General features: G+C 70.8%; 20 protein-coding genes and 3 pseudogenes. 13 read left to right on the top strand and 10 right to left on the bottom strand.

Going from position 1 to position 24,007, the window contains the following annotated elements:
• Positions 1 to 67 precede the first annotated feature (67 nt).
• Positions 68 to 394 (top strand): annotated as a pseudogene (locus RUTHE_RS16045) (ArsR/SmtB family transcription factor); the annotation flags it as partial.
• A gap of 26 nt (positions 395 to 420) precedes the next feature.
• Here RUTHE_RS16045 and RUTHE_RS08595 read toward each other — a convergent pair.
• Both RUTHE_RS08595 and RUTHE_RS08590 read right to left on the bottom strand, forming a co-directional pair.
• Positions 421 to 1,290: a LysR family transcriptional regulator gene (locus tag RUTHE_RS08595; RefSeq protein WP_021097986.1), complete on the bottom strand. Its 870-nt coding sequence runs from the start codon at positions 1,288 to 1,290 to the stop codon at positions 421 to 423.
• 28 nt (positions 1,291 to 1,318) lie between these two features.
• Positions 1,319 to 2,152 (bottom strand): glycosyltransferase family protein, encoded by an 834-nt coding sequence (locus RUTHE_RS08590; RefSeq protein WP_021097985.1) that lies wholly within the window; start codon positions 2,150 to 2,152, stop codon positions 1,319 to 1,321.
• 97 nt (positions 2,153 to 2,249) lie between these two features.
• Here RUTHE_RS08590 and RUTHE_RS08585 point away from each other — a divergent pair, with 97 nt between their 5' ends.
• Positions 2,250 to 3,089 carry a sulfurtransferase gene (locus RUTHE_RS08585; protein ID WP_021097984.1) on the top strand — a complete coding sequence of 280 codons (840 nt, stop codon included), beginning with the start codon at positions 2,250 to 2,252 and terminating at the stop codon, positions 3,087 to 3,089.
• Between the two features lie 10 nt (positions 3,090 to 3,099).
• Positions 3,100 to 4,280 (top strand): annotated as a pseudogene (locus tag RUTHE_RS08580) (amino acid aminotransferase).
• Positions 4,281 to 4,406: 126 nt separating this feature from the next.
• Here the strand turns inward: RUTHE_RS08580 and RUTHE_RS08575 are convergent.
• Complete coding sequence (locus RUTHE_RS08575) at positions 4,407 to 5,786, bottom strand: ammonium transporter (protein ID WP_211217741.1); 1,380 nt, start codon at positions 5,784 to 5,786, stop codon at positions 4,407 to 4,409.
• 53 nt (positions 5,787 to 5,839) lie between these two features.
• Positions 5,840 to 6,178: a P-II family nitrogen regulator gene (locus RUTHE_RS08570; RefSeq protein ID WP_021097981.1), complete on the bottom strand. Its 339-nt coding sequence runs from the start codon at positions 6,176 to 6,178 to the stop codon at positions 5,840 to 5,842.
• Positions 6,179 to 6,431: 253 nt separating this feature from the next.
• Here RUTHE_RS08570 and RUTHE_RS08565 point away from each other — a divergent pair, with 253 nt between their 5' ends.
• Positions 6,432 to 8,678, top strand: a complete 2,247-nt coding sequence (locus tag RUTHE_RS08565; RefSeq protein ID WP_021097980.1) for a transglycosylase domain-containing protein — start codon at positions 6,432 to 6,434, stop codon at positions 8,676 to 8,678.
• A gap of 82 nt (positions 8,679 to 8,760) precedes the next feature.
• Here RUTHE_RS08565 and RUTHE_RS08560 read toward each other — a convergent pair whose 3' ends face one another.
• Together RUTHE_RS08560 and RUTHE_RS08555 are read right to left on the bottom strand one after the other, a co-directional pair.
• A complete protein-coding gene (locus RUTHE_RS08560) occupies positions 8,761 to 9,345 on the bottom strand; it encodes an MlaC/ttg2D family ABC transporter substrate-binding protein (protein ID WP_021097979.1) in 585 nt (194 codons plus the stop codon).
• Complete coding sequence (locus RUTHE_RS08555; RefSeq protein WP_021097978.1) at positions 9,342 to 10,082, bottom strand: MlaA family lipoprotein; 741 nt, start codon at positions 10,080 to 10,082, stop codon at positions 9,342 to 9,344. The genes RUTHE_RS08560 and RUTHE_RS08555 overlap by 4 nt, the downstream gene beginning before the upstream one ends.
• Before the next feature lie 111 nt (positions 10,083 to 10,193).
• On the opposite strand from RUTHE_RS08555, the gene RUTHE_RS08550 reads away from it, so the two are divergent.
• The 6 genes from RUTHE_RS08550 (at position 10,194) to RUTHE_RS08525 (ending at position 16,270) form a co-directional block, all read left to right on the top strand.
• Positions 10,194 to 11,951 carry a type I secretion system permease/ATPase gene (locus RUTHE_RS08550; RefSeq protein WP_021097977.1) on the top strand — a complete coding sequence of 586 codons (1,758 nt, stop codon included), beginning with the start codon at positions 10,194 to 10,196 and terminating at the stop codon, positions 11,949 to 11,951.
• On the top strand, positions 11,948 to 13,288 hold the full coding sequence (locus RUTHE_RS08545) for an HlyD family type I secretion periplasmic adaptor subunit (protein WP_021097976.1): 1,341 nt from the start codon (positions 11,948 to 11,950) through the stop codon (positions 13,286 to 13,288). Before RUTHE_RS08550 ends, RUTHE_RS08545 begins: the two co-directional genes overlap by 4 nt.
• Positions 13,289 to 13,354: 66 nt before the next feature.
• Positions 13,355 to 13,816, top strand: a complete 462-nt coding sequence (locus RUTHE_RS08540; protein ID WP_021097975.1) for a RidA family protein — start codon at positions 13,355 to 13,357, stop codon at positions 13,814 to 13,816.
• Positions 13,817 to 13,823: 7 nt separating this feature from the next.
• Positions 13,824 to 14,588 (top strand): glycerophosphodiester phosphodiesterase family protein, encoded by a 765-nt coding sequence (locus tag RUTHE_RS08535; RefSeq protein ID WP_021097974.1) that lies wholly within the window; start codon positions 13,824 to 13,826, stop codon positions 14,586 to 14,588.
• Complete coding sequence (locus tag RUTHE_RS08530; RefSeq protein WP_021097973.1) at positions 14,585 to 15,766, top strand: GNAT family N-acetyltransferase; 1,182 nt, start codon at positions 14,585 to 14,587, stop codon at positions 15,764 to 15,766. The genes RUTHE_RS08535 and RUTHE_RS08530 overlap by 4 nt, the downstream gene beginning before the upstream one ends.
• 132 nt (positions 15,767 to 15,898) lie before the next feature.
• Positions 15,899 to 16,270: a 4a-hydroxytetrahydrobiopterin dehydratase gene (locus tag RUTHE_RS08525; RefSeq protein WP_021097972.1), complete on the top strand. Its 372-nt coding sequence runs from the start codon at positions 15,899 to 15,901 to the stop codon at positions 16,268 to 16,270.
• 7 nt (positions 16,271 to 16,277) lie between these two features.
• On the opposite strand, the gene RUTHE_RS08520 is transcribed toward RUTHE_RS08525, so the two are convergent.
• Positions 16,278 to 16,778 carry a peroxiredoxin gene (locus RUTHE_RS08520; RefSeq protein ID WP_021097971.1) on the bottom strand — a complete coding sequence of 167 codons (501 nt, stop codon included), beginning with the start codon at positions 16,776 to 16,778 and terminating at the stop codon, positions 16,278 to 16,280.
• A gap of 98 nt (positions 16,779 to 16,876) precedes the next feature.
• On the opposite strand from RUTHE_RS08520, the gene RUTHE_RS08515 reads away from it, so the two are divergent.
• Both RUTHE_RS08515 and RUTHE_RS08510 read left to right on the top strand, forming a co-directional pair.
• Positions 16,877 to 18,100: an NAD(P)/FAD-dependent oxidoreductase gene (locus RUTHE_RS08515; protein WP_021097970.1), complete on the top strand. Its 1,224-nt coding sequence runs from the start codon at positions 16,877 to 16,879 to the stop codon at positions 18,098 to 18,100.
• Positions 18,097 to 18,657: an RsmD family RNA methyltransferase gene (locus tag RUTHE_RS08510; protein ID WP_021097969.1), complete on the top strand. Its 561-nt coding sequence runs from the start codon at positions 18,097 to 18,099 to the stop codon at positions 18,655 to 18,657. The genes RUTHE_RS08515 and RUTHE_RS08510 overlap by 4 nt, the downstream gene beginning before the upstream one ends.
• Here the strand turns inward: RUTHE_RS08510 and RUTHE_RS15440 are convergent.
• Together RUTHE_RS15440 and RUTHE_RS08500 are read right to left on the bottom strand one after the other, a co-directional pair.
• Positions 18,635 to 19,612: a BadF/BadG/BcrA/BcrD ATPase family protein gene (locus RUTHE_RS15440; protein ID WP_021097968.1), complete on the bottom strand. Its 978-nt coding sequence runs from the start codon at positions 19,610 to 19,612 to the stop codon at positions 18,635 to 18,637. The two genes, RUTHE_RS08510 and RUTHE_RS15440, sit on opposite strands and share 23 nt — an antisense overlap.
• 59 nt (positions 19,613 to 19,671) lie before the next feature.
• Complete coding sequence (locus RUTHE_RS08500; RefSeq protein WP_021097967.1) at positions 19,672 to 21,399, bottom strand: lytic transglycosylase domain-containing protein; 1,728 nt, start codon at positions 21,397 to 21,399, stop codon at positions 19,672 to 19,674.
• A 670-nt stretch (positions 21,400 to 22,069) separates the two neighbouring features.
• Here RUTHE_RS08500 and dapA point away from each other — a divergent pair.
• Positions 22,070 to 22,940: pseudogene (dapA, locus tag RUTHE_RS08495) on the top strand (4-hydroxy-tetrahydrodipicolinate synthase).
• A gap of 6 nt (positions 22,941 to 22,946) precedes the next feature.
• On the opposite strand, the gene RUTHE_RS08490 reads toward dapA, so the two are convergent.
• The gene (locus RUTHE_RS08490; protein ID WP_040645596.1) at positions 22,947 to 23,606 is read right to left on the bottom strand and encodes an RluA family pseudouridine synthase; all 660 of its coding nucleotides are present in this window, start codon (positions 23,604 to 23,606) and stop codon (positions 22,947 to 22,949) included.
• Positions 23,607 to 24,007 lie beyond the last annotated feature (401 nt).

Genomic DNA, 24,007 nt, shown 5'->3' with positions numbered 1-24,007 from the left:
ACCGTCCTGTTGAGCGATCCCCGTCGGACGGTTGACCTCTGCCCGGGGCAGGGCCCAGAAGGCGGGCATGGCAGCCCTTCTCGACGCCGTCTTTGCCGCCCTGGCCGACCCCACCCGGCGCAGCATCCTGCGGCTGCTGCTCGAGGACGACATGGCGGTGACGGATGTGGCCTCGGCCTTTCCCATCAGCCTGGCGGCCGTCTCGCGGCATCTTCAGGTCCTTGCCGAGGCCGGCCTGATCCAGCAGGAACGCCGCGGCCGCATCACCTGGTGCAAGCTCGACCCCGACGGCCTGCGCGAGGCCGGCGCCTTCCTGGCCGGCTTCGGGGTGCTGGAATCGGTGGATCTGGACGCCTTCGAACGGTTCCTGGCCGCCGAACTCGAGGCGCCCCCCCCCCGATTGAGCCGCCCCGGCCGCCCTCAGCCCGTCCAGCCCCTGGCCCCCTCCTTCAGCAGCCGCGACGCCGCCTGCACCTTGGGCGAACGATGCAGGTCCACATGGGTCACGAGCCAGAGCGGCACCGCCCAGTCGGGCCGATGCGGCAGGACCTCCTGCAGACAGGACCGCGCGGCACTGTCCTGGAGCGAGGCAAAGCCGATCCCGGCTCCGCCGCAGATCGCCTCCAGCATGGCCGGATCGCCCGATGTGCGAAAGGCGATCCGCCCCGGAGCCAGAGCCTCGATCCAGTGGTTGAAGGGGGCGCGCCCCCCGTCCCCATCCAGACCGACAAAACGGTGCGCGGCAAGCTCCGCCTCATCCTTCGGTCGGCCGTGGCGGTCGAGATATTCCTTCGCCGCGACGAGATGGAAGCGGATCCGCGCGAGCGGCTGGACCACATTGTCCGGCTGGGCCGGGGGATCGATCCCGGCGCGGATGGCGATATGGGCCTCTCCGGATTCGAGGCGGAACAGCCGCTCGGCGGCCAGAAGGCGGACCGTGAGGCCGGGATTGCGGTCCTGGAACTCGGCCAGAAGCGGGGCCAGGCGAGGCACCAGCGAGGGCAGCGCCGTGACCACGAGCTCGCCCGTGGCCTCCTGGCCCTTGATGCGCACCGCCATCTGCGAAAAGCCGTCATCGACCCTCGCCGCCACACGCAGAAGCTCCTGCCCGGCCTCCGTAGGCGTGTAGCCGCGTGCGTGGCGCTGGAACAGCCTCACGCCGAGCCGCCCTTCGAGGGCATCCACATGGCGGATGACCGTGGCATGATGCACGCCCAGAACCTCGGCCGCCGCCGAGACGGTGCCGAGGCGCGCCACCTGATAGGCTGTGCGGATCTCGTCCCAGCTCATCGGAAGCGGTTCATCCCGTGCCCGCCCGTCATGGCTGCGCCATCACCGCTGCCGCCGGGCTGTCCGTCTCCTCGCCCTCGCCCAGAGCGGCCTGCGCCGCACGAAAGCGCGCCACCGCATCCCCCTCCACCCCGGCCGCTTCCCATTCGGCGCGCAGCATCCGTCGTTCCTCCTCGATGAGGTGTAGAGGATCGGTGATGCGCGGACCATTCCCCCGCAGATGGTCCATGAGGCGGTGGGAATGCAGGATGGTCGGGCGGGCATCGAGCGGCTCCCAGGCGTCCAGAAGGGTCACCCGGCGCAGGTTGAACTCGGGCGGCAGGACATAGAAGCGCACCCGCTCGTCGGTCCAGAGCAGATCCTTGAGCACTGTCTGGTCGCGTCTTGCCCCCGTCTGGCGATAGCGGCGGGCCCATTCGGCCAGAAAGGCCATCATCGCAGGCGAACGCCGATAGAGCACAACGCCCGAATTGAGCTGCGGGAAGGCATAGGGCGTCCGTTCCGTCACCCCTTCGCGAATCAGCCGCGAGGCGCGGCGGACGTCATGGGCCATCGCGAGGTCGAAGCGCAGGGCGATATCGAAGAGATCGCCCAGCGGCCCCAGGACCAGCGTGTCGGCATCGAGGAACAGCGTGCGCCCGAAGCGCGTGCGCGCCATGCAGTCGAGCTTGGATCGCGGATGGGGGTCCGGGATCGGATGGATCCGGTCGAACAGCCCGGCGGGCACGGCATCGGGCCGATCGGTATAGAGATCGCGCGCAAGGCCCGGTTCATGCCGGGCGAGCGACCGGGCCGACGCCAGCGCGAGGTCGAGATAGTCCGGACCGGTCGCCACCCAGATCGCGCCGCGGTCATCCGTCATGCTGCCCCCCTCTCGCATCCGCAGAATGCGGCGGAAGGGCCCTCGGGGCAAGAGGCTCGCCTTGCGCCGGGCCGATGCAGGCTTACGGGGGGGCACCATGACGGATCCGCTCCTGCTGCCCGGCCCCCTCGTAACGACCGACTGGCTTGCCCGCCGGATCGGGCTGCCGGGCCTTGTGGTGGTGGATGCCTCCTGGCATCTGCCCGATGCGGGGCGCGATGCCGAGGCCGAGTTCCGGCACGCCCATATCCCCGGCGCCCGGCGCATGGATCTCGATGCCGTGGCCGACCCGGACAGCCCCCTGCCCCACATGGCGCCGCCGCCGCCGATTTTCGAGGCCTGGGCGCGGGCCGAGGGAATCGGGCAAGGCAGCACGGTGATCTGCTATGACGCCGCGGGCCTGTTCTCTGCGGCCCGCGCCTGGTGGACCTTCCGCCGGATGGGCCATGCCGCCGTGGCCGTCCTCGACGGGGGTCTGCCGAAATGGCGTGCCGAAGGGCATCCGCTGGAGAGCGGCGAAGCGCGGCCCGTGCCGCCCGGCAACTTTGCCGCGGGGGATCCCCTTGTCCGGGTCGCGACCGCCGACGAAGTGGCGCGGGCGCTCGCCATGGGGCAGCCCGTCCTCGATGCCCGCTCGCCGACCCGCTTCCGCGGCGAGGCGCCCGAACCGCGCCCCGGCCTGCGTCCCGGCCACATGCCGGGGGCGGTCAACTGCCATTATGCAGCTTTGCTGAACCCTGACGGCAGAATGAAGGACAGGGATGCCCTGGCCGCCCTCCTGCCGGAGGAAGGCGGCGTGACCACCTGCGGCTCGGGCATCACCGCGGCGATTCTCGCCCTGGCGCTCGAAAGGCTGGGGCGGCCGCATGCACTTTATGACGGCTCCTGGGCGGAATGGGGCGCCGACCCCGCCCGCCCGGTGGCGACCGGACCCTGAAGGACAAGCCATGCTCGAGCGCCTGACCGAACAACCCCCCGACAAGATCCTCTCCCTGATGGCCGCCTTCCGTGCCGACCCGCGCGAGGGCAAGATCGACCTCGGCGTGGGGGTCTATCGGGATGCCGAAGGGCGGCCCCCGTCATGCGCGCCGTGCGCGAGGCCGAGCGGCGCATCTGGGAGACCGAGACGACCAAGACCTATACCGCGCTGGCAGGCGATCCGGCCTTTGCCGATGCCCTGATCCCGCTGGTGCTGGGGCCCGCCGTCCCGCGCGATCAGGTGGCCGCCGTGGCAACCCCCGGCGGCACCGGCGCTGTGCGGCAGGGGCTCGAGCTGATCCGCATGCTGAATCCCGGCGCCACCGTCTGGGTGCCCGATCCGACCTGGCCCAATCATGTCTCGATCCTGAGGCATCTGGCGATCCCGCACCGGGCCTACCGCTATTTCGACGAGGCCACGCGCGGGGTGGACCGCGACGGAATGCTGGCCGATCTGTCCGCGGTGGCGGCCGGCGATGTGGTGCTGCTGCATGGCTGCTGCCACAACCCGACCGGGGCCGATCCCGACCAGGCCACATGGGAGGCCGTCTCGGCCCTGCTGCGCGGGCGGGGCGCCCTGCCCTTCGTCGATCTGGCCTATCTCGGCTTCGGCGCCGGGCTCGAGGCCGATGCACAGGCGACCCGCCGCCTCGCCGCCGAGGGGGATTGCCTGATCGCCGTCTCCTGCTCGAAGAATTTCGGTATCTACCGCGAACGGACGGGTCTTCTGATGGCGGTGGCGCGCGATGCCGCCACGGCGCGCCTGGCGCAGGGCAATCTCGCCCATCTCAACCGGCAGAACTATTCCTTTCCGCCCGATCACGGCGCCCGCATCGTCGCCACGATCCTGTCGGATGCGGATCTGCGCCGCGACTGGGAGACGGAGCTGGCGGATGTCCGCAGGGGGATGGAGGCCCTGCGCGAGGCTCTGGCGGCAGAGCTGCGGCGGCTGACCAATTCCGATCGCTTCGATTTCCTGCGGCACCACCGGGGCATGTTCTCGCGAATCGGCGCCACGCCGCAGCAGGTGGAACGGATGCGGGCCGATCACGGCATCTACATGGTGGGGGACGGGCGCATCAACATCGCCGGGCTGAATGCACGCACGGTTCCGCTGCTGGCGCAGGCGATGGTCGAAGCGGGTCTCTGAACGCGGGCCCCGTCGGCCCAGGGGGCGACCCAGGAACAGAACGGCCTGCGCGGGGGGGAGAGAACCGCGCAGGCCGCTGCCCGGATCCGGCGGCGGGGGAAGAGCCCGCCGCGGCCGATCCTGCTTTCAGTAGCTGTAGGCACGCTCCCCGTGCGAAGCGAGGTCGAGGCCTTCGCGCTCTACTTCCTCCTTCACGCGCAGGCCCGTGACCGCGCGCACCACATAGAGGATCACGAGCGATCCGATCCCGCTCCAGAGAATGGTGATGATCACGCCCGTCACCTGTGCCACGATCTGGGCTCCCATGGTGCCGCCTTCGGCGACATAGCCTGTGCCGCCCAGCGCCGGGGCGCAGAGGATCCCGGTGCCGATCGCACCGACGATGCCGCCCACGCCATGGATGCCGAAGACATCGAGGCTGTCATCATAGCCCAGGCGATGCTTCACCTTGGCGACAAAGACATAGCACACTGCCGAGGCCGCCGCGCCCAGCACGATCGCGCCGATGGGGCCGGTGGTGCCGCAGGCGGGCGTGATCGCCACGAGACCCGCGATCATTCCCGAAGCCGCGCCCAGCAGCGACGGCTTGCCGTTGACGGCGTTCTCGATCAGCGTCCAGGCGAGGATCGCCCCCGCCGTGGCGAGGAAGGTGTTGAGCATGGCCAGCGTGGCCCCGGCCGTCGCCTCGAGGTTGGAGCCGGCATTGAAACCGAACCAGCCGACCCACAGCATCGCCGCACCCACCAGCGTGAGCGTCATCGAATGGGGGGCGAGGTTCTCGCGGCCATAGCCGATGCGCGGGCCGATGACGACCGCCGCCACCAGCGCCGCCACCCCGGCATTGATATGCACGACCGTGCCGCCGGCAAAGTCGATGGCGCCGAGGTTGTAGATCAGCCCCGACGCATCCCAGACCATGTGCGCGACCGGGAAATAGACGAAGGTGACCCACAGCGCCGTGAACAGCATCACCGCGCCGAACTTGATGCGTTCGGCGAAGGCGCCGACGATCAGCGCCGGGGTGATCGCGGCAAAGGTCATCTGGAAGGCGATGAACACATATTCCGGCAGGACCACCCCGTCGGTGAAGGTGGCGGCGGTGGAATCGGGCGTGACCCCCGCCAGGAACAGCTTGCCCAGCCCCCCCCAGAAGGGCGAGGTGCCGCCCCCGAAGGCGAAGGAGTAGCCGTAGACGGCCCAGATCACCATGACCAGGGCCCCGATCATCGTGCACTGCATGAGGACCGAGAGCATGTTCTTGACCCGCACCAGCCCCCCATAGAACAGGGCAAGACCGGGGATCAGCATGAACAGCACGAGCAGCGAGGACACCATCATCCAGGCCACATCGCCCTTCTCGATGATCGCTGCCGTCGCCTCGGCCGCCGCCGTGACAGACCCTTCGGCCGCGGCGGGCGCAGCCTCCTGTGCCCAGACCGGCAGGGCGGCCAGTCCCGCAGTCAGTCCTGCAGCCAGTCCTGCGCCTGTGGCCGTTGCGTGCCGCATCCGTCTCATCCGTTCCGTCATCTGCATCCTTTCCTGATCCTGTCGAGCGCGCCTCACAGGGCGTCCTCCCCGGTCTCGCCGGTGCGCACGCGAAGGGCCGCCTCCACATCGAGGACGAAGATCTTCCCGTCCCCGATCTTGTCGGTCCGCGCGGTGCGGGCGATGGTCGCCACGACCGCGTCCGCGAGCGCATCGGGCACGACGATCTCGATCTTGACCTTGGGCACGAAGGCCACGGCATATTCCGCGCCGCGATAGATCTCGGTGTGCCCCGACTGGGCCCCGAAGCCCTTGATCTCCGTCACCATCATGCCCCGGACACCCTGGGCGGTGAGGGCCTCGCGCACTTCTTCCAGCTTGAACGGCTTGATGGCCGCGATGATGAGTTTCACGTTCCTGTCCCCTCCGGCTGCCGCTTCGCGGTCAGCAAGGCTTCCATCTGCCCCTGCAGCAAGCGGATGCTGCCCCTGCGAAACCCCGCTGACCGAGGTTTCTGCCGTCGGATTGCACAAAATGAGCGCATTGCCTGAAGAATAGGCATGCAGGAAATTGCCCGACCGGACCGGCCCCTTCGACAAGATCCCCCCGAAGGGCTATGGTCCGCGACATCGGCACGGACGAGCAGCAGGACAGCCGAGAGGCAGGATGGCCAGACAGACATCGGGACGGGGACCGCTGGTGGCGGACAGGCGGCCGATCAGGGGACAGGGCAGCAGCCGGGGCAGCGGACCGGGATCGAGACCTGTGCCGGCGCGGCGCCGGCGCGGTCCCATCGGCTGGCTCCTCGGTCTTCTCGCCGGTCTGCTGCGCGCCGTGTTCGGTGCCGTCTGGGCGGTCAGCTGGCGATTTGGGCTGCTGGCCGCGCTGGTCATCGGTGGCTGGGTCCTCTGGCAGGCCTCGCTGCTGCCGCCGGCGACGTCGCTGGTGGACGGCCGGGCGCGCGGTTCGGTCACGCTGCTCGATGCCAATGGCCAGCCCTTCGCCTGGCGCGGCGACCAGTTCGGCGGCATGGTGACGGCAGACTCGGTGTCGCCCCATCTGCGCAATGCCATCATCGCGACCGAGGACCGCCGCTTCTGGCTTCATCCCGGGGTCGATCCCATCGGCATCGCCTCGGCCATCCGCATCAACCTCTCGGAGGGGCGGGGGCCGTTCTCGGGCAATGGCGGATCGACGATCACCCAGCAGACGGCCAAGCTGCTCTGCCTCGGCCGGCCCTTCGATCCCGCCCGCTGGGAGAACGAGGCCGCCTATGAGGCCGACTGCCGCCGGACCACGCTGTGGCGCAAGGCCGAGGAGGCCATCTATGCCATGGCGATGGAGCTGCGCTATTCCAAGGAGGAGATCCTCACCCTCTATCTCAACCGCGCCTATCTCGGCGCCGGCACGCGCGGCTTCGAGGCCGCCTCCCGGCGCTATTTCGACAAGGGCGCGGCCGATCTGTCCCCCGCCGAAGCGGCGATGCTGGCGGGGTTGCTCAAGGCTCCGTCCACCTTTGCGCCCACGGCCAATCTCGCCCGCAGCCAGGACCGCGCGGCGCTGGTCATCGGCCTCATGGAGGAACAGGGCTATCTGACCCCCGAAGAGGCCGCCGAGGCGCGCGCCAATCCGGCGCGGCTTGCGCCCACGGCGGCCCAGCCGCTGGGCGGCGCCTTTGCCGACTGGGTGATGGATTCGGGGCCCGAATTCTTCACCTCCGGCACGACCGAGGACGTGATCATCCGCACCACGCTCGATCCCCGAATCCAGCGGGCGGCGGAACAGGCCCTGCGCAGCGTCTTCGAAACGCGCGTCCGTGCCGGCAGCCAGGCCGAGGCGGCGATCGTCGTGATGTCGGCCGATGGGGCGGTGCGGGCGATGGTCGGCGGCCGCGCCGACGGGGCGGGGCGCTTCAACCGCGCCACGATGGCGCTGCGCCAGACCGGATCGGCCTTCAAGCCCTTCATCTATGCGGCGGCCCTGGATCTGGGCTATTCGCCCATGGACATCATCGATGACAGCCCGCTTTGCATGACGATCGCCGGCAGCGGGCAATGGTGCCCGGAAAATTACGACCGGACCTTCAAGGGCCCCATCACCCTGACCCAGGCCCTGGCCGAGAGCCGCAACATCCCTGCCGTGCTGCTGTCCGAGCAGGTCGGCCGCGACAATGTCCGCGCCATCGCCGAAGGTTTCGGGCTCAGCGGGGACCTGGCCTCGGGTCCGGCGCTGGCGCTCGGGGCCTCCGAATCGACGCTGCTGCGCATGACGGCCGCCTATGCCGGCATCCTCAACGGCGGCTCGGCGGTCGAACCCTATGGCCTCGTCGATCTGACGATCCTGGGCGATTCCGAACCCGTGATGGGCCGCAGCGGCGGCCTGCGCGAACGGATCATCCGCGAGCAGGCTGCAAGGCAGCTCGTCTGGATGATGTGGCGCGTGGTCGAGGAGGGCACGGGCACCCGCGCACGCATCCCCGGCTGGGAGCTGGCCGGCAAGACCGGCACCACCCAGGGCGCCCGCGATGCCTGGTTCATCGGCTTCTCGGCGGATTACGTGACCGGCGTCTGGATGGGCTATGACGACAACACCCCGCTGACCGGCGTCACGGGCGGCGGCCTTCCGGCCGAGATCTGGCGCGAGACGATGGTTCGCGTCCTGGATGGCCTCACGCCCCGCCCCCTGCCGATGGAGGGGCCGGCGGGCGGCGGAACGGGACGCTTCGTCGATCCCGGCGGCCTTCTGGCCGAAGGCACGGGTCAGCCCTTCCAGCCCACCGGCGATCCGGCGGTGGATGCCGCGCTCGAAGCGGCCTTCGGCCCTCCCTCGGGCAGCTTCGATGGCGGCACGCCGCTCGACCCCGGTCAGGAGGCGGTGCTCGACGCGCTCATCTCGATCCTTTCGGGGCAGTAGGGACTGTCACGGTCCCTGCTCCTGTCCTGCCCCCCGTCCGGCCCGTCGCGGCCCCGGTGTCACATCCGGGACAGGTCGGCGATCAGCCGCTCCACATCCCGGCCCCGCTGATCGAGCACTGGCCTGGATCTCGGTGCGTTCGGAGAGGAGCATGTTGACCCCCCTCGACGATCATGTTGAAGAACCGGAGCTGGCCGGAGCGGTCCGAAACCCAGAAATCGACCCGGAAGGGGGCCTGGTTGCGCAGATGGGCGATGGTGCGCACCTCGATCCCATTCGGGACGGCGCGCGCCTCCTCCACCACGATCCGCCCGCCGATGAATTCCCGGAAGCGCGATCCGTATTTGCGCGCGACATAGGAGGCAAAGGCCTGCTGGTAGCGGGCCATCTGGTCCGGCGTGAGGGCGCGCGCATCGGCCCCCAGCGAATAGCGCGCGATCGTGGGCACATCGGCATAGGCGAGGAAGATCTGCGCAAAGCGGCGAATCATCTCGGTCTCGGGCTGGCCCGAGGCGATGACCGCGTTCACATCCGCCACGAGCGCGTCCACCAGCGCCCGCGCCGCGGCAAGGTCCTGGGCCAGCGCGGCGCGCGGGGCGGCGGCGAGGAGCGCGACCAGGGCCGCCCCCCCGGCCAGAAGGTGGCGGCGGGAGAAATGCAGGGTCATGGGGCCTCCGCATAGGGATCGAAATACACATCGGCATCCGCTCCGGTCTGGCCAAGCTCGAAGCGGCGGTTCTGCAGCCAGATCAGCCGCGCCTGCGCATAGCTGTCGGCGCTGCCGTAGAGGATATCGTCATAGAGCCCGCCCATCTGCTGCCGCTCGATCACTTCCTCGGCAATCTGCGCAGGCAGGGACAGGGCACGGACCGGTTCGGGGATCGCGCGGAGCCGGTCGAAGGGGTCGAGCACGAAATCCACGAGGCGCCCGACGGCATCACGCTCGGTCGAGGGGCCAAGGCCCGGCAGCTCCAGATAGGCGCCTTCGGGCACGCCCCAGACGGCCAGAGTCTCGCCGAAATCGGTCTCGACCTCGGTCAGACCCAGCTCGGCGGCAGGATCGGCCAGCCCCATCAGCCCCAGCGTGGAATTGACAAGAAAGCGCGCGGTGTTGGTGGCCGCCCCCTCGAGATCGCCCTGCAGCAGCCCGTTCACCACCGCCCCCGGCAAACCCGCATGGCCCGAGAAGTTGAGCACGACCTCGCGCAGCCCTTCGGGCGCCTGTTCCGTCTCGCGGGCCAGGGGGCGCAGGACGCTTTCGTCAAGCTGCTTGTTGAAGGCATGGACCTGGCGGTTGAAGGGTTCGTAGGGGTCGTGGATCTCCGTTCCGGGGGGTGCCACCGAACAGGCCGCGAGGCTGGCGGACAGGAACAGCACTGGCAGGAAGACAGGGAGGTGGGGCATGATGACTCCCGGCTGACGGCGGCGGCGGTCTCTGGTATAGCCGCGGGAGACGGGGCGCAGAAACCCCCGGAACGGATCGGGGGGGCCGGGCGGCGAAAGGGCGCAAACGCGATGGCGCGGACGGAAGGGACAGCCGGAGGCAGCCCGCAGGCCCGCGGCCTGGCGGAACTCCGGGCCGCCCGGGACGAAAGCCGGGGTCTCTACTGGGCGGTGGGCCTGTTCAGTCTGGCTGTCAACCTGCTGATGCTGACCGGCCCCCTCTACATGCTCAATGTCTATGACCGCGTGCTGGGCTCACGGTCGGTGGCGACGCTGGTCGCGCTGTCGGGGCTGGTGATCTTTCTCTATGCCTGCATGGGTCTGCTCGATCTCGTCCGCGGGCGGATCATGCAGCGGGTCGGGGCGGCCTTCCAGGCCCGGCTGGACCGGCGCGTCTTCTCCGCAAGCCTGCGCGCCCCCGGCCTTGCCCGCGCCCAGCGCGAGGCGCCGACCGCCCTGCGCGATCTGGAGGCGGTGCAGCGCGCGATCACCTCGCCAGCACTGATGGCGCTCTTCGACCTGCCCTTCGCGCCGCTGTTCTTCGCGGGCATCTTCCTGTTCCATCCCTGGATGGGGCATCTCGCTCTCGGGGGGGCGGCGCTGCTGCTGGCGCTGGCCCTGCTGAACCAGGCGGCCACCCGCCGCCCGCTCGAGATGGCCGCGCGCTCGGCCTTTGCCGCCGATCAGACCGCCAGCCGGATCCGCACCGAAGGCGAGACGATCCAGGCCCTCGGCATGCGCGAGGCCGCCTTTGCCCGCTGGAACCGGGAACGCGAGCGTGCCCTGGAAACGGCGATCGCGGCACAGGACGCCGGTGGTGCCTATTCGGCCATCATCAAGGCCGTGCGGCTGTTCCTGCAGTCGGCGATGCTGGGTCTGGGCGCCTATATCGTCCTGCGGGGCGAGATGACCGCAGGGGCGATGATCGCGGGGTCGATCCTGCTCGGCCGGGCCCTGGCCCCGATCGAGACGATCGTCGGGCAGTGGGCCGTCCTTGCCCGCGGACGCGAGGCCTGGGCCAATCTCGCCACGCTGCTCGGCGAGGTGCCGGAAGAGCCGCTGCGCACCCATCTGCCCCGTCCGCGCGGCCGGCTGGAGGTCGAGCAGGTCACGGTCGTCCCCCCCGGCGAAAGCCAGGCGACGCTGCGCATGGTCAGCTTCCGGGTAGAGCCGGGTCAGGCGGTCGGCGTCATCGGCGTCTCGGGGGCGGGAAAGTCCACGCTGGCGCGGGCCATCACCGGGGCCTGGCGGCCGGCTGCGGGCAAGATCCGCCTCGACGGGGCCGCGCTCGACCAGTACGATCCCGACACCCTCGGCCGCCATATCGGCTATCTGCCCCAGCGCGTGACCCTGTTCGAGGGCACCATCAAGGAAAACATCGCCCGCCTCTCCCCCGTGCCGGACGACGCGGCGGTGGTCCGCGCGGCCCAGGCGGCGGCCGCCCATGAGATGATCCTGCGCCTGCCGGAAGGCTATGACACCCGCGTGGACAGCAGCGGGGGTCGCCTTTCGGGCGGACAGATCCAGCGCATCGGTCTGGCCCGCGCCCTCTATGGCGATCCTGTCCTGGTGGTGCTCGACGAGCCGAACTCCAATCTCGACAATGACGGTTCGATGGCCGTCAACGCGGCGATCCGGGGGCTGAAGGAACGGGGGGCCGCCGTCCTCATCATGGCCCACCGCCCGGCGGCCATCGCGGAATGCGACCTGCTGCTGATGCTCGAGAACGGCACCCGCCGCGCCTTCGGCCCCAAGGAGGATGTGCTGCGCGAGATCGTCCAGAACCATCGCCAGATCATCCAGGCCGGTCCGGCCGGTGGCGTCGCATGAGCCGCTCCCTCCCCCCCCCGCCCTCTTCCGCCGGCGGCGCCTCGGCCGCCTCCCGCTGGTCGGCGCGGGGGCCGCTGCTGCTCGGCTTCGCCTGTCTGGGGATCCTGGTCGGCGGCTTCGGGGTCTGGGCCGTGGAGACCGAGCTGATGGGCGCCGTCGTCGCCCCGGGCCGCATCGAGGTCGCGCAGAACCGGCAGGTCGTCCAGCATCCCGATGGCGGCATCGTGGCCGAGATCCTCGTCAAGGAAGGCGACCGCGTCGAGGCCGGCGATCTGCTGATCCGCCTCGATGCCGAGGCGCTCGAGACCGAACTGGCCGCGGTCGAGGGCCAGCTCCTCGAGGTGCTTGCCCGCGCGGCCCGCTTCGAGGCCGAAGAGGCCGGCCTCGACAGCCTCAGCTTCGATCCGATGCTGACCGGATCGGACAATCCCGTCGCGGCCGAGCTGATGGCCGGATCCGAACGTCTGTTCCGCCAGCGGCAGGAGACCGCGCGTCGTCAGGATGAACAGCTCGCCCGCCGGGCAGAGCAGACCGCCGACCAGATCCGCGGCATCGAGGCCCAGCAGGCCGCGATCCGCACCCAGCTCTCGCTCATCGCGCGGGAGCTGGAGAATCAGCAGCGTCTTCTCGAGCAGGGGCTGACCCAGGCAGGCCGCGTGCTCGAGCTCGAGCGCGAACAGGCCAGCCTCGAAGGCCGTCTGGGCGAACTGGTCGCCGCCGCCGCCCAGGCCCGCGGCCGCATCACCGAAATCGAGATCGAACGTCTTCGCCTTCAGTCCGCCCGCCGCGAGGAGGCGTCCTCGCGCCTGAGGGACCTGCAATTCGATGCCATCGAACTGGCGGAACGGCGGCGCGGCCTGCTCCTGCGGCTCGACCGGCTCGAGATCCGCGCCCCGGTCTCCGGCGTCGTCTACGGCATGGCCGTGTTCGCCCCCCGTTCGGTCATCCGCCCGGCCGAGCCGATCCTCTACCTCGTCCCCCAGGACCGCCCCCTGATCATCGCCGCCCAGGTCGAACCGATCCATGTGGACGAGGTCGCCGTCGGCCAGACGGTGCGGCTGCGCTTTCCCGCCTTCAATCAGCGCCAGACGCCAGAGCTGGAGGGCCGCGTGCTGCGCCTGTCGGCCGATGCCTTCACCGACGAGGCCGCGCGCATCAGCTATTACCGGGCCGAGATCGCGATCGCAGAGGGCGAGACCGCCCGGCTGCCCCCCGGCATGGCCCTGATCCCCGGCATGCCGGTCGAGGCCTTCATCAGCACCGGCGAGCGCACGCCCCTGTCCTTCCTGCTCAAGCCCCTCAGCGACTACTTCTCCCGCGCCTTCCGCGAGGCCTGAGGGCGTCTGGACGCCTCGCCCGCGCCGCACTACCGTCCGCCCCGCAACAAGAGGGGGGAATGCGCCATGACGATCGAGGACCGCCTGAGGGAGATGGGCCTGTCGCTGCCCGAACCGGCCGCGCCGCTTGCGGCCTATGTGCCTTTCGTGCGGGCCGGGGATCTGCTGCATGTCTCGGGCCAGATCGCGCGGGACGCCGGGGGCGGGGTCCTCAGGGGCCTGCTCGGGAAGGACATGGATGCCCCCGCAGGGGCCGAGGCGGCCCGCTCCTGCGCGCTGCAGCTTCTGGCCCAGGTTCGCGCCGCCTGCGAGGGCGACTGGGGACGGCTGCTGCGCGTGGTGAAGCTCACGGGCTTTGTCGCCTCCACCCCCGACTTCGTCGATCATCCCGCGGTCGTCAACGGCGCCTCCGAACTGATGGTCGCCCTGCTCGGCGATGCCGGGCGCCATGCCCGCTCGGCCGTCGGTGTCGCCGCCCTGCCCCTCGGCGCTGCGGTCGAGGTAGAGGGCGTCTTCCTGCTGCGCTGAGGCCGCGATGCGTGCGCCCGTCGTCCCCCTGCCTCCCGCCTTTCTCGCCCGGCCCATCGCGCATCGCGCGCTGTGGGGGCCAGGGCGGCCCGAGAACTCGCTCTCCGCGGTGCGCGCGGCGGTCGAGGCCGGCTATGGCATCGAGATCGATGTCCAGCCCAGCGCCGATGGCGCGGCCGTCGTCTTCCATGACGAGGATCTCTCCCGCCTGACCGAGGCGCAGGGCAGCGTGGCCGCCCGGACCGCCGCGGATCTTGCCGCGCTGCCGCTCCGGGGCGGAACGGGCGAGGGCATTCCCAGCCTGTCCGCCGTGCTGGCCGCCGTGGCCGGCCGCGTTCCGCTGCTCATCGAGATCAAGGATCAGACCGGTCGCATGGACGAGACCGATGGTCTGCTCGAGGACGCCGTCGCCCGGGCGCTGCACGGCTATGACGGTCCCGTCGCCGTGATGTCCTTCAACCCCCATGCCGTGGCCCGGATGGCGGAACTCCTGCCCCATGTCCCGCGGGGGCTGACGACCTCGCGCTATGATCCGCGAGACTGGGCCCCGCTCGATCCGGCGATCTGCGACCGCCTCCGCGACATCCCGGACCATGACCGCACGGGCAGCAGCTTCGTCAGCCACGAGGCGCGCGACCTGCTCCGTCCCCGCCTGCGCGAGCTGCGCCGACAGGGGACCGCCATCCTGACCTGGACGATCCGCTCGCCCCTGCAGGAGCGTCTCGCCCGCCTGATCGCCGATAATGTCACCTTCGAGGGCTACCGGGCGTGAGCCTTTCCGCCAGGCTGCATTCCTCGATCACGGAGATCCCGGCAGCGGAATGGGACGCCTGCGCCGCGCCCGAGACAGCGGACGGGGGCCGCCCGCTCGATCCCTTCACCACGCACCGCTTTCTGCTGGCGCTCGAGGATTCGGGCAGCGTCGGCCCTGGCACCGGATGGATGCCCTGCCATCTCGCCCTGCGGCAGGACGGCCGCCTCATCGGCGTCGTGCCGCTCTATGCCAAGGCACACAGCCAGGGCGAATACATCTTCGACTGGGCCTGGGCCGAGGCCTTCGAACGCGCCGGGGGACGCTACTACCCGAAGCTTCAGGCCGCCGTGCCCTTCACCCCCGTGACAGGGCGGCGCTTTCTTGCCGCGCCCGGCACGGCGCCGGAGGCGCTCATCTCCGCCGCCCTCCGGGCCGCCGGTCAGCTCGGTGTCTCCTCGCTCCATGCCACCTTCTGCACCGCCGCCGAAGCGCAGACAGGCACGACGCTGGGCCTGCTCTCCCGAGCCTCGCACCAGTTCCACTGGTTCGACGAAGGCTTCGGCGACTTCGCGGGCTTCCTCGATTCCCTCTCCTCGCGCAAGCGCAAGGCCATCCGGCGCGAACGAGCCGCGGCGCAGGCCGGGGTGGATGCGATCCTCGCCCTCACGGGCCCCGCGCTCGAAGCGGCGCATTGGGACGCGATGTGGCGCTTCTACCAGGACACGGGCCGCCGCAAATGGGGCCGGCCCTATCTCACGCGCCGCTTCTTCGATCTGGCCGCCGAAAGGCTGGTCGATGACGTGCTGCTGTTCCTGGCGATGAAGGACGGCCGCCCCGTGGCCGGTGCGCTCAACTGGATCGGGCGCGAGGCGCTCTACGGCCGCTACTGGGGCTGCACCGCGGACATCCCCTTCCTGCATTTCGAGCTCTGCTATCATCAGGCCATCGACTGGGCACTGGCCCACGGCCTGCCCCGCGTCGAGGCAGGCGCCCAGGGAGAGCACAAGCTCGCCCGTGGTTACCGCCCGGTGGAGACCCATTCCCTCCACTGGATCGCCGATCCCCGTTTCCGCGCGGCCGTCGCCGATTTCCTGATCCGCGAACGCCAGGCCGTGGCGGAAGAGACCGCCATCCTGACCGCGTTCGGCCCCTTCCGCCGCGGCCCCCGCCCCGGCGCGGCGCCCGATCAGGACTGACAGGATCCACCGCCCGCGGCCGACAGGCTTCCATCCGCCCCCCGGTTCATGGCCTATTGGAACCGGATCCGGGATCGCCGCCGCCCCCGCCCGGGGGACAGGCGAGATGCCGGCGCAGAGAGGACGCATCCCATGGTTGAAAAGCTGACCCAGGCCGAACGCGACGCGCTCCTGCCCCCTCTGGGCGAGGCAGGATGGGGCGCCGACCCCGAAACCGATTCGATCCGCAAGATCTGGAAGTTCCGCAGCTTCTCCGAAGCCTGGGGCTTCATGAGCCGCGTCGCCCTGCTGGCCGAGAAGATGGGGCACCATCCTGACTGGCGCAATGTCTACAATGTGGTGGATCTGCGCCTGACCACCCATGCCTGCGACGGCCTCTCGCGTCTGGACATCGAGATGGCGCCAAAGATCGACGCGCTGGCCGGCGGGGCCGAGATCCAGCGCGATCAGACGCAGCAGATCGAATGCCTGTGCAAGCTCGAACACGCCCGGGGGCGCGGCTGAGACGCCCTCAGGCCATCTGCGCCTCCAGGGCGGCCAGCATCGCCTCTCCGGCCGTGGCCTCGCAGGTGCCGGGGCTCTCCTCCTCGTGCCAGATGCGCACCACGCCGTCCTCGATCAAGGCGGCAAAGCGGCGCGAACGCCGCAGGAAGCCGCGCTCAGGCAGATCGAAGAGGACGCCCAGCGCCTCGATCCAGTCCCCGGCGGGGTCGGACAGCATGCCGATCCCGGCCGCGGTGGCGCCGGTATCCCGCGCCCAGGCCTCGAGCACATAGGGGTCGTTCGCCGCCAGGCACAGGATGGCGTCCACGCCGGCGGCCTCGAAGCGGGGCTTGGTGCGGACGAAGGAGGGCACATGCGCCGTGGTGCAGACGCCGGTATAGGCGCCCGGCAGACCGAACAGCACGACGCGGCGCCCGGCGAACAGATCGCGCGTGGACACCCATTGCGCACCCCCCTCGCCCGTCTGCAGGACGCGCCCCTCCGGCAATCTGTCGCCGACCTTCACCATGGCGATTCCCTTTCCCTCCGTGAACTTCCCGGTTGCGTGCGCGACCCGAGCGGATACGGTGCGCGCCGTCAAGCGGATCGGCGGGGGAGGAGGGGGCAATGACGCATGTCGTCGTGGTCGGGGCGGGACAGGCGGGTCTTGCGCTTGTGGCACGGCTGCGGGCGGACGGTTTCGACGGGCCCATCACCCTGATCGGTGCCGAGCCGCACCCGCCCTATCAGCGCCCTCCCCTCTCCAAGGCCTATCTTCTGGGCGAGATGCCGCAGGAACGGCTCTATCTGCGTCCCGAATCCTTCTATGCCGAACAAGGGATCGACCTGCGCCTCGGCTCTCCGGCGGCGGCCATCGACACGGGACGGCAGGTCGTCGTGCTGGAGACGGGGGCCGAGATCCCCTATGACGAACTGGTGCTGGCCACGGGCGCCGTGCCGCGCCGCCTGCCGGCGGCCATCGGCGGGGATCTCGAGGGCGTCTTCACCATGCGCGACATCCGCGATGCGGATGCCCTCGCCCCGCAGATGAGGCCGGGGCGCCGCGCTCTTGTCGTGGGGGGGGGCTATATCGGCCTCGAAGGGGCGGCAGTGGCGGCCAGCCGGGGCCTGCAGGTGACGCTGATCGAGATGGCCCCGCGAATCCTCAACCGCGTGGCCTCGGCCGAGACCGCCGACTGGTTCCGCGCCCTCCACCGCGCGCATGGGGTGGACATCCGCGAGGGGACCGGGCTCGACCGTCTGCTGGGCAAGGACGGCCGCGTGACCGCCGCGCGCCTGTCCACGGGTGAGGAGATCCCCGTCGATCTGGTGCTCGTGGGGATCGGCATCCAGCCCGACACGCGGCTGGCCGAATCGGCCGGAATCGCGGTCGAGAACGGCATCCGCACCGACGAATACGGCCGCACCTCCGTCCCCCATGTCTGGGCGGCCGGCGACTGTGCCTCCTTCCCCCATGAAGGGGGACGGCTGCGGCTCGAATCGGTGGGCCATGCCATCGACCAGGCCGAGACGGTCGCCCGCAACATCATGGGCGCCGAACAGCCCTATCGCCCGATGCCGTGGTTCTGGTCCGACCAGTATGACTGCAAGCTGCAGATCGCCGGCCTCGGCCAGGGGCATGACCGGATCGTGACGCGCCGCCTGGGCGAGGGGCCGGATGCGCCGCTGTCGCACTGGTATTTCCGCGACGGGCGGCTGATCGCGGTGGATGCGATGAATGACAGCCGCGCCTACATGATCGGCAAGCGCCTGATCGAGGCGGGGCGCAGCCCGGATCCCGCGCTTCTGGCCGATCCGGCGACCGATCTGAAGGCCCTGCTCAAGGGGTGAGGATCGTCGGGGGAGTCCTGCGCGGTCTGCGCCTGGCCGATCCCGGCGCCGGGGACGAGGCCGCGCGCCTGCGCCCCACCCCGGATCGCGTGCGCGAAGCGGCCTTCGCCCTTCTCCAGGGGGGACGCTTCGGCGATCCGCTGAGCGGGGCGCGCGTGCTCGATCTGTTTGCCGGGACCGGGGCGATGGCGATCGAGGCCCTCTCGCGCGGGGCGGCAGAGGCGGTTCTGGTCGATGACGGCCGCGTGGCCGGCCGGCTGATCCGCGACAATCTCGCCCGTGCGCGGATGCAGGATCGCGCCCGCCTTCTGGCGCAGGATGCGACGCGCCTGCCACCCCATGACGGGCCGCCCTTCGGGCTGATCCTGCTCGATCCGCCCTATGGACGCGGCCTCGGCCAGCAGGCCATCGCGGCGGCACAGGCAGGGGGCTGGATCGCCCCCGGCGCCCTCCTCCTGTGGGAAGAGGATCAGCCGATGCTGCCGCTGCCCGGGCTGATGCTGCTCGATCACCGCCGCTACGGACGAAGCTGGCTCACCCTGCTGCGGGCGACCTGACCGGCTCCGCACGCAATCCGGCCTCCGCACGGCCGGTCCAGTCCGGGCCCGGCGCCCAGCCCGCCAGTTCGGCAGCCCATGCGAGCCCCCCGGCCAGCACCGAGAGCCGCGCCGCCCCCGGCGGGCCGAGCCGCCTGACCACCGCCGCATGCAGAGGGGCACAGGCCCAGGCGCCGCCCGTCGCCACCCAGGGGAATTCCTCGCCCAGGCCGGCTCGGGCCGCCGCCGCCCGGGCGGCGAGGGCCAGCTCCTCCCCCGCATGGTCGAGGATGGCCGCCGCTTCCGGCCAGCCCTGGGCCGCCAGCGCATCCACCACCTGCGCGGCTTGTGCCGCCGCCGCGCGCGGGCCGAGGCCCTGCCCCAGCAGCCAGTCGAGCAGGCCGAAGGAACCCGCCGGCACCCCCAGCCCCCGGCGCAGGGCTCCGGCGAATCCGGCCGCTTGAGGCATCCGTCCATCCGCCGCCCGGGCCGCGAGGGCCAGCGCCTCGCGCCCGATCCAGAAGGCGCTGCCCTCGTCGCCGATCACATCGCCCCAGCCCCCGGCGCGCGCAAACCCCGACGGTCCCCGTGCCACCGCCACCGATCCCGTTCCCGCGATCAGCAGGACGCCTTCTCCGCCGCCGAAGGCCCCCCGATGCGCCAGCATCCCGTCATGGACCGTCTCCACGGGCAGATCCGTGCCCAGCCGCGCCCGGATCAGGGCATCGACCGCCGCATCATGGGCGGCCACCTCGCCCCGTCCCGCCAGCCCCAGCACCGCGCCCGCCAGTCCGCCCGAGAGGCCGCAGGCAGTGTCGATCACCCGGCCCAGCACCGGCGCCCAGGACGGCCCGTCCTGGGGGTTGCAACCCGGTCCATCGGGAAGGCGGATCACCTCTGCATCGGGCGAAGCCAGCGCGGCGGCGGTCTTGGTTCCGCCCCCATCGACTGCCAGAACCCAGTTGCCCTTGCCCATGGTCCCGTTCCTGCCAGCCGGGCGGGGGCGCGCAAGGCCCCCGCCCGCGGGGCGATGCCTCAATCCGGATCGGGCCGGTTCAGGGGGCGCAGAAGCGGATCGACGGTCTGAGGGGCCACCTGCCGGGCCGGGGCCTCCGCCTGGGATCCGACCTCCGGCCCGGCAGCCACCGCCTGGGCAACGGCCTCGGGCACCGAAGCGGTGGACAGCCGCTCGACCGCCCCTGTTGCCGCAGCGGCTGCCGGATCCGGCCGGGCCACGGGCCGGATCAGCGGCGGGGCGCCCCGCAGCAGCGCGGTGAACTGCACGGGCCCCGTCTCGCCGGTCAGGCGGGCGCGATAGACAGGGATCGATTCGGCCACGCGCATGACATAGATGCGCGTCTCGGTGAAGGGGATATGCTCGATCCAGTCCACGACATCGACACTGCCGTCGCGGAAATCCCCCCTTTCGGCAAGCCACTGGCGCGGTCGGCCCGGCCCGGCATTGTAACCGGCCGCGATCAGCACGGGCGAGGTGCCGAACTGCTCCTCCAGATGATGCAGATAGCGCGTTCCCAAGCGGACGTTGTAGTCCCATTCGTTCAGACGCGCGGCGCTGTAGGGCAGGCCGAGCCAGCCGGCCACCTCGCGCGCCGTGGCGGGCATGAGCTGCATCAGACCCTGCGCCCCCACGGGGGATCGTGCCGCGGCATCGAACTCCGATTCGCGCCGCGCGATCGACAGGGCAAGCGCCGTGTCGACCGGCCAGTCGCCCCGGGCCATCGGATGGAGCGGGAAATAGGCTGCGGGGACCACGATGCCCTGTTCCACGGCGGCTTTGCCCACCAGCACGGCCAGGTGGGATTCGTGCATCTCCTCAAGAAGAGCGGCCAGCTGCCCCACACCCTCGCGGTCGAGAGAGCGTGCCAGCGCCAGCGCGAAGAGCCGTGCATCCGCCCTTTCGCCGGCGGCCAGCAACAGGAGCATGGCGCGCGGCAGGTCGCCGGCCAGCCGCCCGGAGGTCCGCCAGTCGCCGAAATCCTCCTGCCCGGTCAGGATCGGGTCGAGCGGGAGGCCGAGCTTCTCGGCCGAGAGCAGACCATAGAAGGCGGTCTGATGCCGGGCGCCGCGCGCATAGGCGATCGCGGCCTCGTCGGGCCGGCCCAGGGCCTCTTCGGCGCGCCCCTGCCAGTAGGCCGCCCGCGCCAGCGAGATCGGCCCGCGAACCAGCGCTTCGGAGCGCCGGAAATGCTCGAGCGCCCCCGCCGGCTCATCGAGAAAGCGCAGGGCGAGATAGCCGGCCAGCCATTCGAGATCGGCATGGGACTCGGACGGCTCTGTCAGGTGATGCGCGGCGGCGATGGCATAGGCCTCCTGATGGCGGCCCTCGCGCATGAGCCAGCGGGCGATCTGCGCCCGCCAGGCGGCCCAGCGATCGGGCTCTCCCAGGGCGGCCGCGCTGCCGGTCCGGGCCTGCAGGATTGCCAGGGCCTCGCTGTAGCGGCCTTCTGCGGCCAGGCGGGCGAAGCGGTCATGGGCCAGGCCCGGATCGTCGCGCAGGGCGGCGGGAATGGCCGACAGGTCGGGCTCCTGGCCGCGGATCAGCGCGATGCGCGCGCGCAGCAGGGCCCGGCGCTCGTCCGGCAGAAGGGAGAGCATCGGCTCGGCATCGGCTGCCCGCCCGCGCCACAGCATCGCCTCGGCCCGCGCGGCGGCCAGCGGTCGGAGGAGATCGCCATGCACGGCCAGCATTTCGGCCAGCTCCGCCTCCTTGAGCGGCTGGCGCAGCCAGACCTCGCGCAGCATGGCCTCGGCGTCTGCGCCGCGGCCCGTGGCGGTCAGGGCACGGGCCAGGGCGATGGACCCCCTGCCCGGTCCGGGGCAGGGCCTGGCCGAAATAGGCGATCACGGCTTCGGGGGGGGCAGCCTCGCGGATCGCCGTCTCGCCATTGGCGCGCAGCCGGTCGAGCCCCGGCCAGTCGGGATGCGCGGCGATGAAGGTAGCGTATTCGGCGAATTCGGCCGTCCCTTCGGATTCGCGCAGATGGCGCCATTCGATCAGGTCCGCGACCAGATCGCCGCCCTTCTGCGCCTGGTCGCGCGCGGCCTCCCAGAGGCCCTGATCGGCCAGCCGCGCGGCCTCGCGCAGGACCTCGACGGCGGCAACGGATTCCGCCCGGACCGCCCCACCCGGCAGGGGGATGATGAAGAGGAGAGCCGCAAGGCCGCGGACGATGGATCGGGACAGGGGCATGCAGGACCGCCGGACTGGGGGAATCGCGAGAGGGCGGAGGGCTTCGGGATCAAAGCCTACGCATGGGGATCTCGGGGACAAGCCACAACCTGCTCCAACTTGGCAGTCGGCGGAAAACCGTCTAGGGTCCCGGCGCTTGCGGCTTCGGGGCCGCAGCGGACCAGGCCCTCGGGCCGCGTCCCGCAGGGCCCCGCAGACCCCCTTGGCATGAGGACCGGCACGATGTTCCAGGGCTCGATCACTGCCCTCGTCACCCCCTTCCGCGACGGCGGACTGGATCTGGAGGCCCTGAAGGCTCTGGTGGACTGGCAGATCGCCGAAGGCAGCCACGGTCTCGTCCCCGTGGGCACCACCGGCGAGAGCCCGACTCTCAGCCATGAGGAACATGATCTGGTGGTGGCGACGGTGGTGCGGCAGGCGGCGGGCCGTGTGCCGGTGATCGCCGGGGCGGGATCCAACAGCACGGCCGAATGCGTCCGTCTGGTCCAGGCGGCGAAGGCGGCGGGGGCGGATGCGGCGCTGGTCGTCACGCCCTATTACAACCGGCCCACGCAGGCGGGTCTGATCGCGCATTTCACCGCCGCGGCCGAGGTCGGTCTGCCGATCATCATCTACAACATCCCCGGCCGTTCGGCCGTGGACATGACGCCCGCGACGATGGGGGAACTGGCGCGCCATCCGATGATCGTGGGCGTCAAGGACGCCACCGGCGATCTCTCGCGCGTGCCGAAGCAGCGCATCACCTGCGGGACGGACTTCATCCAGCTCTCGGGCGAGGATGCGACGGCGCTCGGCTTCAACGCGCAGTGGGGGGCGGGGCTGCATCTCGGTGACGGCGAATGTCGCCCCCCGCCTCTGCGCGGAATTCCAGGCGGCAACCCTTGCGGGGGATTGGGCCAGGGCGCTGGCCTATCAGGACCGGCTGATGCCCCTGCACGAGGCGATCTTCCGCGAACCCGGTCTGTGCGGGGCGAAATATGCCCTGTCGCTGCTTGGTCATTGCCGCGAGGAGGTGCGCCTGCCGCTCCTGCCCGTGACCGAGCCGACCCGGGCGGCAATCCGCGCCGCAATGGAGCATGCCGGCCTGCTGTGATGGCCCTCAGAACGGCGCGGGAACGCTGAACCGCATGCTGCGGCCGCCATCCGGATGCCGGATGGTCAGACTCTCGGAATGGAGCATCAGGCGGGGAAAGTCCCGTGCCGCCCCTTCGGCATAGAAGGGGTCGCCCAGGATGGGATGTCCGATGGCGGCCATATGCACCCGGAGCTGATGGCTACGCCCCGTCTCGGGGAACAGGCGGACCCGCGTCTCTCCCCCGGCGGCGCGCAGGGCCCGCCATCGCGTCACCGCGGGGCGCCCGTCCGGGGCTACCATCTGCCGCGGCCGATTGGGCCAGTCCACCTTGAGCGGCAGGTCCACGACGCCTTCGCGTTCCGCCATCTCGCCCCACAGCCGAGCGATGTAGGTCTTCTTCACCCGCCTTTCCTCGAACTGCCAGCCCAGATGCCGCTGGGCAAGCGGGGTGAGAGCGAAGACCATCACGCCCGAAGTGTCGCGGTCGAGCCGATGGACAAGGCGCACGGTCGGGAACACCGCCTGCAGGCGGGCGATCAGACAGTCGGCAAGATGCTCTCCCCTTCCGGGGACGGAGAGCAGGCCTGCCGGCTTGTCCACCACGACGATCTCGTGATCGTCATGCAGGATGCGCAGGGGCTCCTGCGGGGGGGCATAGACAGGGGAATCGGGCTGGGCGGCGATCCATGCCCTGCCCCTTGCCGCAAGGCAGCGCGCCTGTCCACTGGCGCCAGGGAGGGCGCTGCCCTCCCTCGGCCTACGGCCTTCACCCACCCGGGATATTTGCGGTCGGATGAAGGCGCAGCCCCCCCGGCACGAGGACCGGAGGGGCCGTCATCCGACACGGTCATCGGCTTCCCAGCCTGTACCGCAGGATCAGCCTGACAGGAAAAGGTTAAGAATTCGTTAACGCCTTCTCATCCGACTGCAAATATCCCGGGGGGAGCCGCACAGCGGCGGGGGGCAGAGCCCCCCCAGCAGACCGCTGCGACCGGTCCCCCCTCTCCGGTCCTGGCTGCGGCCTGACCGACCCGGAACGCGGCAGGGCGCATCGCTCCTCCTGCCCGTCCCGGTGGGGCGAGACG

This window comes from Rubellimicrobium thermophilum DSM 16684 (genome assembly GCF_000442315.1).
Taxonomy (GTDB): domain Bacteria; phylum Pseudomonadota; class Alphaproteobacteria; order Rhodobacterales; family Rhodobacteraceae; genus Rubellimicrobium; species Rubellimicrobium thermophilum.
Note: the sequence above shows the minus strand (reverse complement) of the source record. Positions and strands in the feature narration are given on the sequence as shown.